The following is a 14,796-nucleotide window of genomic DNA, read 5'->3' as shown; positions in this document are numbered from 1 at the left end:
GAGTATTAATATTTCACTAGATAGCGATTAAGCATAGAGACCAGCGACTTTTGTTTTATTGGTTTTGTAAGGTAATCGTTCATCCCCGCATTTAATGCATTCTCTTTGTCTTCTTTCATGGCATTTGCAGATAGCCCGATGATAGGAATATCAGTAAAGCCCTTGCTTCGCAATAGTGACGTCGCGTCGTAACCGTCCATTACTGGCATCTGAACATCCATTAGTATCAGGTCGTATTGGGGGGCGTTTTCTATCTTTTGTACCGCTTGCTTACCATCTTCTGCAATATCAAATGTTATGCCTAACTGTGTAAGCATTTCACCGGTCACAAGTTGATTTATATTGTTGTCTTCCACAAGCAAAACATGCCCTTCTAAAACAAGTTCCTCATGTTTTTCTTCATTTTCTTCAACATGTTGTGGTGATTGCTTTGCGAGAATATCGTGTATGAAGCGTTCAAATTGCGCAGGTGTAAAAGGATGCATTAGCAGAGGGCCTTGCCACATAGATACATACTTGTTCTGTAATGCACTACCTGCGCTTTCAATGATCAATCCCACTGACTTTCCATCTTCAAGCAGACCTTTCAGCCATCCTAAATTTAACCTGAAGGTACTAAATTCCGGAATGTCGACAAGCAAATACTCGGGTAGAGTAGCAAGCGCTTTAGCTTGATTTAACGGGACAAAAGCGCTGCTTGTAACATCTATTTGATCACAATAGGACAACGGCAAAAGAGGAGACTCTGTAATATATAAAGTGTCCTGTGGTAACTGCGAGACTTTTTCTAAAACTCCTTGTTGGTTCTTGAAAGCGCGAATGGGAAGCGAAACTTCAAATGTACTGCCTTTACCCATGACCGAAGATGCGTTTATTTTTCCTCCCATCAACTCGGTAAGTTGACTAACAATGGTCAGCCCCAAGCCTGTACCGCCATACTTCCTGTTCGTTGAACCATCGGCCTGAGTAAAAGGCTTAAATATGCGATTAAGTTGCGCTTCACTCATACCGATACCAGAATCACTAATGCGCATTTTTAGTGTTAACAGGTTTCCTTTTTCATTTAGCGAGCCATCAAAAACAATATCTATTCGGCCTTGTTCAGTAAACTTCACCGCATTGTTGCCTATGTTCATGATAATTTGTGCAATTCGCAGCGGGTCGCCTACCACTTGTGGTGGAATTGTTGGAGCCACTTCAAAATGAACAGATAAGTTCTTTTCTTTTGCTCGAAGTGCAATAACAGCAATAAGATTGTCAAATAGCGAGTGAAGCGAAAAACTGACTTCTTCTATCTTGAGCTTACCAGCTTCAATTTTTGAGAAATCCAAAATATCGTTGATAACGCTAAGTAGAATCTGACCGGAGTACGCAGCTTTGTCTAAGTAGTCTCTCACTGTTTCGGAGAGGTCTTGTTGCTGCGCTAATTCAATTAAACCCAAGATCCCGTTCATCGGTGTTCTTATCTCATGGCTCATGTTCGCAAGAAAAATACTTTTTGATGCTGTCGCTTGTTCTGCTTTTATCTTTGATTCATTGAGTGCCGTATTTAAGCTTTCTAATTGTCCGTTCAAGTTTTGGGCTTCAATGAGTAATTTTTCTGTTTGACGGTTTTTATCACTAAAAACTTTTGCAGCTTTAGCTAATTTGCCAATTTCATCCTTTCTATTGCTGCCGGGAATATTGGTAATTTGTACCCCTTCTGAAAGCTTATTAAAAACTTCTGTAATGGAGCGTATAGGGCCTAAAATCCTGAAAATTGAGAAGAGAGCAGCGGTGAGTGCTAACAAAATAGCGATTAATGAAAATATTTCGCCATTGCGCTGTGTTGCTTCAGCAAGGTTGTATGTACGCTGTGTTGCAACTTCTGATTGTGTTGTGACTTGTTTGGCGAGTTCTCCACTTAAATAGAGAAACTCATTTGCGGAACCCGCCATGACGACATTAACTAAAAATAGGTTGCCTTGGGTGATTTGAGTCAATTTAAAGAAGTCATTTTTAACGCGTTCACTCAGACGAGTTACTTTGCTTTTTAAAGGCATAGCTGAAGAACTAAAACTAATTTCAAGCTCCTCAATTGATACGTTAAAGCGTTGGATGAAACTCATTTCTGGTTTCATTAAATACTTCAACATGGCATTTTCTGCTCGAATTAGGGCCCCTTTGGCAGCGTCGAACGCTGCTTTAGATATTTCTTTATTCTCATATGCCGTTACAACGGTGCTCGATAATAGAGTTAAATCTGAAAGTGTTCCATCGGCAATTAAATTGTCTTTTTGTGTACGCGCTCCCACAACTTGACTAAAGTTTTCTTGATAAGTGTTCAGGTGTTCACGCATTCTGTTAAGAAGTTCTGCTTGATAACTCGCTCCATCCTCGCCACCTATATTCAACTTGTCGAGTTTGGCATTGATCGTAACCATCAGTCGACTGAAACGAGTGATAGCTGATTTGCTAGCATTTTCTTTGAAGATAAGTACGTTTCTTTGTAAATCGACAACGTCGCGTTCAAGCTCTTTTACTAGAGCAACATCAACTACCGCCTGCGAAGCTGAGGCGATACCTCTGTTTAGCACGGTTTGGTTATCACGAGCGATATACCCTTGCGCTAAAATTAGTGCAATTAAAGCAAACAGTACGGAGACAAGTTGAACACGAATAGACGACAACATTTTTCTTCGAACCTTTTCCTTTTCATATACTTACGTTATTCGGGTTAAGCCGTAATAAATTCATACCATTTTTGCAAACTGTATTCGTACGAAGGCATTACCGTATTCCATACTGCTACGTTACTAAACCTTGCTTTGTAACTGCCGCCGTTTCTCTGTGCACCTTTGCTTACACTTATTCTACCGTCAGTACCTTTTAACGCTTGTGTCGCGACTTTTCCTTCATACCAATAATCCCATTCAGCCTTGGATAAATATTGTGCTGATCGCTCAGGATTCGATATGTAATAACCTTGTCTCGCAATAAAGGCGCCGGGCCAACCAGATAGCCACCAATTCATGTACTCATACGCTATATCTTTTTGTCTGCCGTGAGTTGCTGAAGAAAGACACATTACGCCATGCCAGCCTCTGTATCCTTCTTTAGGTGCAGCAAACGTAACGGGTATATTTTGTCCATTTAACGCAGACACTGCAGGAGAAAACATGCTTTCTATCGAAACTCTGCCTGATTTCATAAACTCTACAGATTCGGGTACTGAGGTCCAAAAGCCGCTGAAATGATGTAATTGAGTAAGTTCGATAAGTATGCTGAATAGATCGTCTAGTTCTTGATCGTTTATGGCACCAATATCTTCGAATTGCACAAACCCTTTTGCTTGCGCTGCCAGCGCGAGGTCAAACAACCCGATTGTCGGATCATTCACAATTCCTACTTTACCGCTGTAACGACTATCAAGAAGCCAGCCCCAGCTTTCTTGTTCTTTTTTCAGTGCATCTGGTAAGTGGTCAGCGTGATATCCGAATGAGTCCACATTATGAACATAGGGCAAAAAACTAATTTTTTCAGTATGCTGTTCGCCTAAAGAACCGTCATTTTGTACATTAATAATTTTGTGCGGCGCGTCGCCTGCACCAATACGAGCATCCGGACTCAGCCTACCCGTTTTTGTTAAGTCGTTAACTTCATCCCAATATCGTAATTTCTTTTTATCAATGGGTTGTATAGCTTGGGCACGCCACAAGACGTTAATACTGTTAGACCACTGCTCATATAAGTCAAACGTGTTTGGGTTCATTGATGCTTTTTGTAATACCCGCGCACTCCCTCCTGGCTCAAACTCGATATTAAATCCGAGATCTTCCATCGCCCGCTGTCGCAAGGCTTCTTGAAGTGTAACGTGAGTGCCCAACACTCTCAGAGTCGGTTTTTCTTTTCCGATTGCAAAGGGCGTGGTGCCGGCGCTCAAAGCAAACGCTATCCCGCCTTTTAACAGCGTTCTCCGTTTTTGCGATGAAGGCAAATGTGAAACAACCTCTTCTGGCATCAGAAGGATTTCCTTAGGCGGTGGGTTCCTGTTTACAGTGTGGCACTTTACTATGAAGGTTACAAAACTTTTACGTCTTAATTACTTCGTCTTTTTCACTATTTATTAATTTATCGCGTCGGGATTCACGTGAGACACTAGCGATTTGCATACTACGCAATTACGCCCTTTATTTTTGGCTTCGTATAGCGCTTCATCTGCTTTTGTGAACAGTTTTTTTATGTCAGTGCTCATTACTTGAGGTAGATATACTGCGCCTATGCTTAGCGTAACCTGTCTGTTGTTGAGGGCTGGTACATCTTTATGCAGCGAACTGATTTTTTCTCGCAACCTATCAATTATTGGCAATGGATTGAGCGGGTCGGGCAACAAAATACAAAACGCGAATTCTTCACCACCAACTCTCCCAATGACATCCTCTACGCGAAAGAATTTTTTCAATGTTTCAGCGATATACACCAAAACGTCGTCGCCAAATGCGTGGCCATGGTTGTCGTTGATCGATTTAAAATGGTCAACATCAGCGAGCCCAAACAATAAACCTTTGTTGTTTCTTATGGCGAAATGAATGAGTTTTTCTACACCTTCGAAGAAAGCGCGTCTATTTGGAATATTCGTTAATGCGTCAAAAAAAGCGAGCCTCTCTAGTTTTAAATTAGCAGAGCGCAGTTCTCGTGTTCTGTTGTCTACAAGTAATTCTAAATCACTTTTGATACGTTTAAGCTCTTCATTTCTTTTGTCTAGTTGCTCAGTACGAAATTTGAGTTCACTTATATTGCGTTGAACAGCAGCAAAATGTGTTACTTCACCGAAGCTATTTTTCAAAGGAAATATATTCATCTGTACCCAAAACGGCGTACCGGTTTTGGTGTAGTTCAATAGCGTTTCCGAACAAGGGCGTGTCTCAATCAGCGCTTGTTTTATCCGCTTTGTCGCTGATTTATCTGTTAACGCGCCTTGAAAAATCCGAGGAGTCTCTCCAATCAATTCCGATAAAGTGTACTCAGTGTGTTCGCATAGAGCGTTGTTAGCATAGATGATTTTTGGCGAGAGAGGTGGCTCAATATTCGCTGCCTCTGTTACCAAAATCATGTCCTGAGCGTTTTCTACAATATCCTTGTGTGAGAAGCTGTTAACTTTTTCGGAGATATTCGTAAAGTAAACGACAACAAATTCGGATGGGGCTGGCGTCATAGGCTTTCTTTCCGGATATGCATTGACGCTAAACCACCTCATTTTTCCCGTGCGTTGAGATGACTTACCAATAATCTGTTCGTTCACAGGCTCGCCCGTAGATATTACCTTATAAACTGGAAGTTCCTCCATCGCTAGTTGACGATTCTGGCGATCAATAAAATCCCAAGAATGAGAAGAGGGAGCGCTACCTTTTATCGACTCAAGGTCAATCTCTAGCATATCCAGCGCAGCTGGATTGGCGTACTCTACAATACCTTTTACGTTGTGAATAACGACGCCTATTTGCGTATTTTCAAGTAGGTTAAATAAATTGACATTTTCGATGCTCATAAGGCTCTTCCAAGTAATAAGGCTTTAAGGATCAGAAAAAGCGCACAGCATTTATCCTTGGATATTGTGCGAACTGCTATAAGTAAAAGATAGACTTTAGTATTAAGAATGTGCAAGGAACTGCATTGACGCGGTTCCTTGCTTGGTAGAAATACCGTGTAGTGACTAGCGAGGTTGTTTCGCGATAAGCGGTTTCAATTTTTTACCTATGGCGACAAGGACTAAACAGAAAAGTGACACTGCAGACCACGTGCCACCGTGCTCTTCAACGATGACAACAGTTTCTTCTACCGTATATTCATTGTTTTCACTTTCGAGAGGAACAAAGGCGAGAGCGCCGTCATCATAGCCATCGGTGAATGCGACAAGTTCTTCGGTTTCGGCATCGTATAATTCCAACAAAATATCATAGTCATTAGGCGGAAACCCTGATACTAGAGTACTTTCTATCGTAAAAGTATCGGTCGAGTCTTCGCCGTAGATATAGAATTCCGACGAAACATGAATGGCATCATAAGCACCATTTACTCCTAGGTATAGCACGGCATAGACAGGTACCTGGTTGAAAATAGTGTCAGCATCGAATTCGATTGAAAAAGTCGAATGATATCCATCGTAATCTATATCATTCTCTAGTGTTATCCAGCTTTCATAAATCCAAAACTCGTTGTTGAGAACGGTTGTAGACTCCGCTGCGTTTTTGACTTTCCCAAAATAGCGCTGTTCACGTTCACTACTACGATCACTGCCAAGATTAGAAGGCGCCCCACTTTTAATTACTGCTCCTACCGATCCTCTTGATGCGGAAGTTACAGTATTCACGTCAGAGTGATAAGGCGCGTCGTAACGAAATTCGTTGGACTTTACAAGAATATCGCGACTTGTTTGCTGCTCTGTTGCGAGGGCTAGTGAAGTTGCACTAGAAAATGCAAGGGCAGTTAGAGAGTATAACAGTGATTTCATACGTCCATCCTTTTCCAATCGATAATGACAGTATCATTGTGATTGAAAAAAGATGAACCGAAGCTGAAGGGTGTCTTAACGACGCTTCTAATGCCGAAGAATGATGATGAGGAGTTAGTCGTCGAAGTAGCTGTCTTCTTCGTAATCTCCCTCCTCACGAGGTTCGAAGTAAGTTCCCCAACCATCGTAGGTTACGTCATGCTTGTCGGCAATCTTTAGCAGTGTATCTGAATCAGCGTTAAGTTTTTCAATGTCTAATCTTCTCTCAACTACCGCGTCGAAACAAAAAATGGTTTCGCCATCATCAAGAATAAGTTCTTCAGCATCGGTGACTTCAAAACCAGCTTTAAACGCATCAACAGCTGCCTTTTCCAACACATCGAAGTCGGTACTGGCGAAATGGTGCTCAATGGTGTAGTCCGCATCGGCTTGACTACCATCTTCTAGAAGGGCGTCAATAGTTTCTTGGTTAAACGCGTACCACTCTTCTCTTTCATCGAACTGGGTCATAATAAACACTCGTTAGCAATTTAGGCGCAAGTTTACCTGCTTTTTTCCAGTTCATCGACCTGTGTATTAACGTCATCAAACTTTTGCTTCATTTGGTTGTTGAAATAGTGCATCCATTCTTTTATCGAATATTCTTCTGTTAACGGTACAGGTGCAGAAATATCGATTAACACAATACCGTTATCCCAACGGTTCCATTTTACTTTGTTGTGTAAATTAGAAGCCGTTACCATAACGATAGGTTCATTAGTGGTTTTAGCCAAACGAAAAGCCCCTTGCTTGAAAGGCAGAATACCGCGGCCGTAGCTTCGTGTACCTTCAGGAAATAACCACACTGATGTTTTTCGATTTGCAATTTTACTTGCAGCAATATCAAGTGTATTTCTCGCTTTTCCAGAGTTTTTCCTGTCGATCATAATGTTGCCCGATAGCCAATAGATTTGGCCAAAGATGGGGATCCACTTTAAACTTTTTTTGCCGATAGTAACGACACCAGGTAAGGCTGCGCGACAGATTGTAATGACGTCAAAGCTATTTTGATGATTAGCAATAAAGACATAGGGGTGATTCAATTTCACCTCTGGATCTCGTTTTATCACTATCTTGAGTCCAACGATTTTAGCCATCATTGAATAAAGTCTGCCCGCAACGTGTACGTTATCTTTGTGAAAAGGACGCGCCAGACACACAATGAGCAAAGCAAGGTTGATAAAAAGAAAGGCGAAGAAGAGCGCTGGAACGCGGAATAAAGCTATCAAAACAACTCCCATATACAATTGACGCGCGCAGTATAGTAGAAGTTTCAGCGTACACTTGTCCGATGAGTTTTAATAGTTAAGTTTGAGTTTTACCGTGCATGTGAGCAAATTATCATCCGTTGCTCTCATGTACGCGCTAATTTTCATCTATTTTTGGTGCTTAATTTATCTTTACCACCTTTAGTATGAGGAAATTTTTGTAATTGCGAATTAGACTAACAATAGGCAAACATTCACTTTATTCGGAATTTTTATGCAGACATTTACTCCAGACGAATTAGAAGAAGATATTCTTGCTGACTTGATGGAGGAAATAAATGAACTCTATGAATCGAGCGAGCAAACACTTATTGAGTTAGAGTTACGTCCAGAGGACAACGAACTTCAGCGTGCGCTTTTTCGATCTATTCATACGATAAAAGGTGACTTGGGGTTAGTTAATTTTTCACCAATGATACCGCTATTGCAGCATGTTGAAGATCTCCTCGACTATCTACGCAAGGGGCAGGTAGCTTACACCAGTACGATGAGTGATCTTGTACTTCTTACCATGGACAGGGTCAAAGCGTTCGTCGAGACCGTGATGGCGAATGGTAAAGCCGATTATGACGATACCTTGCACAGCCAACTTGTTCTGGCAATTAGCCGAGTAACGCCTGAAAACAGTGATGAACACGAGAAGCGGTTAACTGAAGCGGTATTACTGCTGAATCCCGATTTGGATGTTGTATCGGACGACGATAACCCCGATACGCTTCAAATTAAACAACCAACACTTGCGGCAACCGGTATCCCAAAAGATATAAGCTCAGAAAAGAAGCAAGATATATTGTTTTTTCGTGATTTGATGCAGACTATCGAACGCCGTTCTGACTTTTGGTCTGGCAGAGGCGATAGAATTGCAAAACTTGCCATGTACATCAACGACGTTGCTGAAAACCCAATTGATGAAGAGCAGCTTGCCGTAGCCAGTTATGTACACGACTTTGGCATGGCGTTTATGCCTTTAAAGTTGCTTCATAAAGGCGATGCGCTAAGCGAAATTGAGTTTAATCTCATGCGCTCTCACGTTTACAAAAGTGCGAGGTTACTTGAGCATTTAGACCAATGGGATATGGCGCGCAAAATTGTCATGCAGCATCACGAGCGTACTGATGGTACTGGTTACCCATTAGGGCTCAAAGAGGACGATATATGTGAAGGCGCTAAATTGCTTGCCATTGTTGATACCTATGATGCGATGACGCACCCTAGAGCACATAATGCGGATAACGTTTTGTCGAAGAAAGATGCCGTTATCGAAATTAACCGCAGTGCCAAAGGGCAGTTTAGTATGAAGTGGGTAAGGCATTTTAATCAAGGAATGACGGCACTTTTAACTAAAGGGCAGTAAATACTGCCTTTTTCTTTTTATGGGAATTGTTAATTGTTTTTAGTTGTTGCTCAATCAAATTCTCGAATCAAGTTGCAATACGCTACATGTTTTTTGGTTTTTGAATTCCCAACAAAGTGATACTTGTTCTCGCTCGGGATGCCTCAATGCCATTTGCAGTTTATCGAAGTTTGCATAGGTAACCGGTGCTTCCTCAAATTCAGTAATGATACTATTAACTGGAACCTTGGCAGCATGCGCTCCAGTATCTTCAGCAACGTCTAATACAATGGCACCTTGGGAATGCGGTAGTAAACGAAGGCCAGAACGATCTGTGCTTACAGAGGAAGTAAATTGCTTGCTGGGTTGGTACCACATACGTTCTGTAGAAAAATCAAACACAGTGTTAAATTGTTTTAAAACTTGATTACCCAATACCCCGTCGCTTCCGTCCTGCGAATTACTCCCTTCAAATCTAAAGTATGTTGGCAGGTGCTCAAATGTGGTGTCGCCAAAAGAGAAGTGAGACAGTAACCCCACAAGGTTGGCTGAATCTCCTTGAATTCCGGTGCTGGTTGTTGCAAAGGTTTCATCTGGCAACGCAAAGCGGTCATTTTCTGCAAATAAGGTTAATGTACCTGTCGAGCCAGTATCCAGCATGAGCTTTACCGTTGTCTGGCTCTTTTCGTCGTGAAGTGTTGTGGTGAAGTAGGGCGTATTGCTCTCTACAGGCATTGCGACTTCCTGCCACTGCTCAGTGCGATAATGCGCTCTGCTGTTATCATCTGGTTTGGTAATTACTAATGTCTTAGCGTCGTGGTTTATCTCTACAAGACAACAATTAAAAAAATCAGCGCCAAGTACACCGTCGAAATACGTTTCATCTACACTGCGAAACGGCATCGCAGATGTTGGTGCGTAAATTATCGATAAAGCTGAGATAGAAAATCCACCTAATTGAATATGGGCGTCATGCACGATGTAAGCGGTTGGCGCCTTTCCGCTTCCAGCACCCCCTATCGTAATTGGCTTGTTCGTAGGTAACTTAAGTGCGTTGGTTTTATTAGTTTCGGTAATAACTGTGGCTGCAGCGCCCGAATCTAGTACAAAAGTCAGGGGCGTGGTTTTGTTAACAGTCACATTCACCAAAATGTGGTCATTGAGCATAGTGAAAGGCACCACGGTCCGAGTAATGGCTTCATCTGCGAATTCTTTGTCAGCGTTTTCGCCTTCGCTTTGCCAAGCGATTTTCGCGTTCTCATTTTTCCACTGAAAAGCGGCCATGTCCCAAATGCGACATCCTGACAGACCAATAAGCATAGTCGTCATCAGTATCCAACGCAGACAACTGCATTTACAGCAAGAATGTGTAGCTTCATTAGTGTGATTTATCATAATAATTGCCTCGTCGTTTTTATTAAGTGTAAAAGAAATTAATTATTGTTTTGCAATAATTATTATGTGTTTTGTAATAAAATATTTCTGTGTTACGAGGTTGTTTTGTGTTGTGGGTTGCTGTGGCGTACACTGAGCGAAAAAGGACAAGAAGAGCGCGCTATGCAATCTATAGAAAATCTAAAACGGGTTAGTCACTTTACTCGAATGATGCTGTTTGTTGTTGTAGGCATTTTTTTAACTATTGCCATTTACGGCTTCGTATCACAAGGGCAGTGGTGGGTGACCTTTGGAGACAATACGTTTGACGCTTTGTGGCTTCAGTACAAAGAATCACATTTCTTATTAGCAGCAGTTTTCTCTCCATTGATGGGTTGCTGGTTGCTTGGATTCTATTTTCTTCAGCGCCTTTTACTTGCACTAAGCAGTGGGCTTTTTTATGCAAAAGCCACGTTACGTTACTTGAAATACGTATCTTGGATTACGGTTTTTTATGTCTGTTATAGTATGGCAATGACACCTTTGGCCACTTACTTAGTGATTCCCAATAGTTCAATTGATATAAGTCTTAATCCCATGACGTTAATTATAGTGTTGTGCTTACCTGTGCTAGTTCACTTATTTAGCGCTGCTGCCGAGTTAGATAAAGAAAGCAAAGAGATTGTGTGATGCCTGTTCTTGTTAACCTTGACGTTATGATGGCGAAGCGCAAAATTCGCTCTAAAGATCTGGCACAAAAAATTGGAATAACTGAGGCGAATTTGTCGCTTTTGAAAAGCGGTAAAGTTAAGGGCGTTCGATTCACAACCTTAGAAGCTATTTGTCACCATTTACAGTGCCAACCAGGTGATATATTGGTATATGAAGATGAGTAAAAGAAATTGAAAAGGGCATTTCGACAATGCCCTTTTTGTTGTTTATGCCTTAATTAACACCAAGTTCTTTAAGCTTGCGGGTAAGGGTGTTTCTTCCCCAACCTAAGCGCTTCGCGGCATCTTGCTTGTGGCCGTGTGTGTGCTGAAGTGCGCGCTCAAGCATAACGCGCTCGAAGGTTAGCATAGCATCGTTGAGTATATTATGATGGCCATCTCGGAGTTGTTTGTCGGTCCAGCTTGCGAGTAAGTCTGGCCAATCGCCTGATTCTGGCGTCGGTTTTTCCATACTACTATCACTGTGGATCTCTGGCGGTAAATCGCTAGGCAACACCTCTTGACCACTGGCCATTACTGTCAGCCAACGGCACACGTTTTCCAATTGTCGTACGTTTCCAGGCCAAGGAAGCTGAGACATAACGCGTTCTGCATCTTTTGAAATGCTTTTCGCTTCAACATCAAGCTCTTTGGCTGCGCGGCGCAGAAAGTGGCGCGTTAGAAGTGGAATATCTTCACGGCGTTCATTAAGCGAGGGAAGGTGAACGCGAATAACGTTTAAACGGTGAAATAAATCTTCTCTAAATTTACCTTCGGCGACACGCTGTTCCAAATTTTGGTGAGTAGCGGCAATAATGCGAACGTCTACACTCACTGATTGATGGCCACCGACACGATAAAACTGGCCGTCTGCAAGCACGCGTAAAAGACGAGTTTGCACATCTAACGGCATATCGCCTATTTCATCTAAGAATAACGTACCGCCGTCAGCTTGCTCGAAGCGCCCCTGACGCGCCGCCTGTGCCCCAGTAAATGCTCCCTTTTCATGGCCAAATAGCTCTGACTCAACCAGATCGGCAGGTATTGCTGCCATGTTAAGCGCAATAAAGGGTTTACTTGCCCGCGGGCTGTGTCTGTGAAGTGCTTGGGCGACAAGCTCTTTACCTGTGCCTGATTGACCGTTGATAAGTACGCTGATTGATGAACGAGAGAGACGGCCTATTGCACGAAAAACTTCCTGCATTGCAGGTGCTTCGCCAATAATCTCCGTTACCACGTCTTCGACATGTGCTTTAGAAGCGGTCGACTGTTCTCTTGCGTGAGCAAGCGCTCGCTGGGTTAACGTTACCGCTTCGTCTATGTCAAATGGCTTTGGAAGGTATTCAAACGCGCCTTTTTGATATGCATTAACCGCGCTGTCTAAATCAGAATGCGCCGTCATAATAATAACGGGAAGCATGGGGTGCGATATGTGCACCTCGTTCAAAAGTGTCATGCCGTCCATCTGTGGCATTCTTATATCTGAAATGATGACTTCCGGGGCTTGACCACTTTGAAGTTGAAGCAATAAATCTTCAGGGTTTTCAAAACTCAAGCAACTGATGTCGGCTGCTTGCAAAGCCTTTTGCAGCACCCAACGAATAGAACTGTCGTCATCGACAATCCACACAGACTCATTCGTCATCGTCTGTCTCCTTACGATCTATTGGTATGTAAATTACGAATTCAGTGTGACCAGGGTAGCTATCTACGTCTATTTTGCCGCCGTGGTGATTGATGAGGGTTTGTGAAATAGACAACCCCAGTCCGGAGCCATTTTGCTTACTCGTGACCATAGGATAGAAAAGTGTATCTTTAATTTCAGCGGGAATACCTGGGCCGTTATCGATAATTTTTATTTTTGCAACAAGCGCATGCCGTTTAGTTTGAATTGTCATTTGACGTTCTATTCGCGTTACTAGCCTAATCTCAGGGTGAGGTGTTTGGCTTTCGGTCAATGCCTGAACGCTATTTCTTACTATATTGAGTACCGCTTGTTGAATCATGTCGGGGTCTAGCATAATAGGTGGAATACTAGGGTCGTAGTCACGCACAATGCTTATGGGATTATCTGAGTCAAAACGCATTAAACTGCGTATTTTTTCAAGCGCTTGATGAACGTTGCTTTGCACAAATCGAGGTAACGAGTTAGGCCCTAACAAGCGGTCAACCAAGTTTCGCAAACGATCTGATTGCTCTATGATCATACGCGTAAACTCTTTATGTTCTTCTGAAAGCTCTTTCTCTAACAGTTGGGCTGCGCCGCGAATACCGCCAAGTGGGTTTTTTATCTCATGTGCAAGACCGCGAACGAGTTCACGCGCAGCGTAATGCTGTGCATTTTGTAAGTTTTCACGAGAAATTCGCTTTTGCTGGTCAATCTTTTTTACTTCAAAGAGTAATTTCGGGCCGTCTTCGAAGTATAAATTTGTGACGGTTAGGTCAGCGGACACATAGCGGTTGTCTCTAAAAGCCAGTTTTATTTCATTCTCAGTGAAGTCTTCCCCTTTTCTAATAGCGGCTTTTAATCGAGTGGTTTCGATTGTCCCTGGTAGGAAAAAATCTTGAAGCGGATGCCCAATGAGCTGTTTCAATCCCGTCTCAAATAGGGCCTCCCCGGCATGGTTGGCGTAAACAATTGTTAGTTTGTTATCGACCATTACCAAAGCGGTATTCAGGCTATTTATAAGCTGTTGTGTTTCTAACTCGGTGGAATGCATCCGAGCGCTTCTCCTTTGCACTATTATAGTGCATTGTAGCTTGCAGTGCCCGAATTCGCGAGATTTTTAAGCACCACCTTCTACATGACTGAACCTTGATGGTGCGCTGTTTTCGTTGGTATTACGGGCCGTTAGTTTCCAATCAAAACCGATGCCTTGTGAAGGTAAAGGGTTTGTTGAGGAGAAGATGCAAGAGTCTTGCCTCTATTATCTGTTAATTCAACTTTATAGGTATGTGCGCCACGATCGATCCCTTGTAACTTAAATACCCCCGAATTATTGCTCGCAAATGCAGCGCCATCGAATATAAGGCGATAAGTTGATGCAGTAGATTTTCCCTGTTGAACTGCCGTTATTGTAAAGTCTCCCGCGTTGTTTCTTATTGTCGCCTCTGGTTCAGGGGCTTGAATGGCAACCTTAAAGTCATTCTTATTTCTTTTGTTCACTTTAGATGAGGAAGGAACGAATGTTGGCTTCGAGCCCGAAGCAACGTTTTGGGTTCTGCCTTTTAATTCAACGGGCTTAGCTTTAGCTGAAGGCTTGTCGGTGAAAGTAATATTTCCTTCATTATCCACCACCTTATATATTTGTTGGCTACTTGCGCTGTTGTTGCTTTCTGTCTCGGCATCGGTGGTGCTAAGGTTTTTACTAGTGGTTTGGTTTGAGCGAATGTCCGTTTGCTCTTGTAACTCCTGTGCAGATGAGTGAATTGTGAAATGGCTTAAGACTACAGTGGCGGCGGCAAAACTAATTAACTTTCTGAACACAATCGAACTTCCTTTGTTTAATATGTGTTCATAGTAGATAAATAGAACCTATAAAAAAAGCCCGCAAAGCGAGCTTTTTTATTAATTGTTCTAAT

Annotated in this window: 13 protein-coding genes; 3 read left to right on the top strand and 10 right to left on the bottom strand. The window is 42.4% G+C overall.

Annotated elements, in window-relative coordinates:
* Nucleotides 1-5: 5 nt before the first annotated feature.
* The 6 genes from BK026_RS10760 to BK026_RS10735 form a co-directional block, all read right to left on the bottom strand.
* Entirely contained in the window at nt 6-2,672 is a 2,667-nt protein-coding gene (locus BK026_RS10760) for a response regulator (RefSeq protein ID WP_071815860.1), read from the bottom strand.
* A 44-nt stretch (nt 2,673-2,716) separates the two neighbouring features.
* Nucleotides 2,717-4,000, bottom strand: a complete 1,284-nt coding sequence (locus tag BK026_RS10755; protein WP_071815859.1) for a PotD/PotF family extracellular solute-binding protein — start codon at nt 3,998-4,000, stop codon at nt 2,717-2,719.
* 105 nt (nt 4,001-4,105) lie between these two features.
* Nucleotides 4,106-5,527 carry a diguanylate cyclase gene (locus BK026_RS10750; protein WP_071815858.1) on the bottom strand — a complete coding sequence of 474 codons (1,422 nt, stop codon included), beginning with the start codon at nt 5,525-5,527 and terminating at the stop codon, nt 4,106-4,108.
* Nucleotides 5,528-5,692: 165 nt separating this feature from the next.
* Complete coding sequence (locus BK026_RS10745; protein WP_071815857.1) at nt 5,693-6,490, bottom strand: choice-of-anchor H family protein; 798 nt, start codon at nt 6,488-6,490, stop codon at nt 5,693-5,695.
* Between the two features lie 114 nt (nt 6,491-6,604).
* Entirely contained in the window at nt 6,605-7,000 is a 396-nt protein-coding gene (gene rraB, locus BK026_RS10740; protein ID WP_071815856.1) for a ribonuclease E inhibitor RraB, read from the bottom strand.
* A 32-nt stretch (nt 7,001-7,032) separates the two neighbouring features.
* Nucleotides 7,033-7,758 carry a 1-acylglycerol-3-phosphate O-acyltransferase gene (locus tag BK026_RS10735; protein WP_071817604.1) on the bottom strand — a complete coding sequence of 242 codons (726 nt, stop codon included), beginning with the start codon at nt 7,756-7,758 and terminating at the stop codon, nt 7,033-7,035.
* Nucleotides 7,759-8,011: 253 nt separating this feature from the next.
* On the opposite strand from BK026_RS10735, the gene BK026_RS10730 reads away from it, so the two are divergent.
* Complete coding sequence (locus BK026_RS10730; protein ID WP_071815855.1) at nt 8,012-9,151, top strand: HD domain-containing phosphohydrolase; 1,140 nt, start codon at nt 8,012-8,014, stop codon at nt 9,149-9,151.
* 54 nt (nt 9,152-9,205) lie between these two features.
* Here BK026_RS10730 and BK026_RS10725 read toward each other — a convergent pair whose 3' ends face one another.
* Nucleotides 9,206-10,459 (bottom strand): aspartyl protease family protein, encoded by a 1,254-nt coding sequence (locus BK026_RS10725; protein ID WP_256253773.1) that lies wholly within the window; start codon nt 10,457-10,459, stop codon nt 9,206-9,208.
* Between the two features lie 228 nt (nt 10,460-10,687).
* Between BK026_RS10725 and BK026_RS10720 the strand changes: the two genes are divergently transcribed.
* Entirely contained in the window at nt 10,688-11,194 is a 507-nt protein-coding gene (locus BK026_RS10720; protein WP_143142118.1) for a hypothetical protein, read from the top strand.
* Nucleotides 11,194-11,400 carry a helix-turn-helix transcriptional regulator gene (locus tag BK026_RS10715; RefSeq protein WP_071815852.1) on the top strand — a complete coding sequence of 69 codons (207 nt, stop codon included), beginning with the start codon at nt 11,194-11,196 and terminating at the stop codon, nt 11,398-11,400. The genes BK026_RS10720 and BK026_RS10715 overlap by 1 nt, the downstream gene beginning before the upstream one ends.
* 49 nt (nt 11,401-11,449) lie before the next feature.
* On the opposite strand, the gene glnG is transcribed toward BK026_RS10715, so the two are convergent.
* From glnG to BK026_RS10700, 3 genes are all read right to left on the bottom strand, one after another.
* A complete protein-coding gene (gene glnG, locus BK026_RS10710) occupies nt 11,450-12,859 on the bottom strand; it encodes a nitrogen regulation protein NR(I) (protein WP_071815851.1) in 1,410 nt (469 codons plus the stop codon).
* Nucleotides 12,849-13,934: a nitrogen regulation protein NR(II) gene (gene glnL / locus BK026_RS10705; RefSeq protein ID WP_071815850.1), complete on the bottom strand. Its 1,086-nt coding sequence runs from the start codon at nt 13,932-13,934 to the stop codon at nt 12,849-12,851. The genes glnG and glnL overlap by 11 nt, the downstream gene beginning before the upstream one ends.
* A gap of 131 nt (nt 13,935-14,065) precedes the next feature.
* Entirely contained in the window at nt 14,066-14,701 is a 636-nt protein-coding gene (locus tag BK026_RS10700) for a DUF4124 domain-containing protein (RefSeq protein WP_071815849.1), read from the bottom strand.
* Nucleotides 14,702-14,796: the final 95 nt, after the last annotated feature.

The organism is Alteromonas sp. V450 (genome assembly GCF_001885075.1).
Taxonomy (GTDB): domain Bacteria; phylum Pseudomonadota; class Gammaproteobacteria; order Enterobacterales; family Alteromonadaceae; genus Alteromonas.
The sequence above is the reverse complement of the archived record's forward strand: the minus strand, read 5'-3'. Positions and strand labels throughout refer to the sequence as shown.

Excerpts from the sequence above, each read along its gene's own strand:
- BK026_RS10760 (WP_071815860.1), bottom strand. The coding sequence starts at position 2,672 with ATGTTGTCGTCTATTCGTGTTCAACTTGTCTCCGTACTGTTTGCTTTA.
- BK026_RS10755 (WP_071815859.1), bottom strand. The coding sequence starts at position 4,000 with ATGCCAGAAGAGGTTGTTTCACATTTGCCTTCATCGCAAAAACGGAGA.
- BK026_RS10750 (WP_071815858.1), bottom strand. The coding sequence starts at position 5,527 with ATGAGCATCGAAAATGTCAATTTATTTAACCTACTTGAAAATACGCAA.
- BK026_RS10745 (WP_071815857.1), bottom strand. The coding sequence starts at position 6,490 with ATGAAATCACTGTTATACTCTCTAACTGCCCTTGCATTTTCTAGTGCA.
- rraB (WP_071815856.1), bottom strand. The coding sequence starts at position 7,000 with ATGACCCAGTTCGATGAAAGAGAAGAGTGGTACGCGTTTAACCAAGAA.
- BK026_RS10730 (WP_071815855.1), top strand. The coding sequence starts at position 8,012 with ATGCAGACATTTACTCCAGACGAATTAGAAGAAGATATTCTTGCTGAC.
- BK026_RS10725 (WP_256253773.1), bottom strand. The coding sequence starts at position 10,459 with ATGACGACTATGCTTATTGGTCTGTCAGGATGTCGCATTTGGGACATG.
- BK026_RS10720 (WP_143142118.1), top strand. The coding sequence starts at position 10,688 with ATGCAATCTATAGAAAATCTAAAACGGGTTAGTCACTTTACTCGAATG.
- BK026_RS10715 (WP_071815852.1), top strand. The coding sequence starts at position 11,194 with ATGCCTGTTCTTGTTAACCTTGACGTTATGATGGCGAAGCGCAAAATT.
- glnG (WP_071815851.1), bottom strand. The coding sequence starts at position 12,859 with ATGACGAATGAGTCTGTGTGGATTGTCGATGACGACAGTTCTATTCGT.
- glnL (WP_071815850.1), bottom strand. The coding sequence starts at position 13,934 with ATGCATTCCACCGAGTTAGAAACACAACAGCTTATAAATAGCCTGAAT.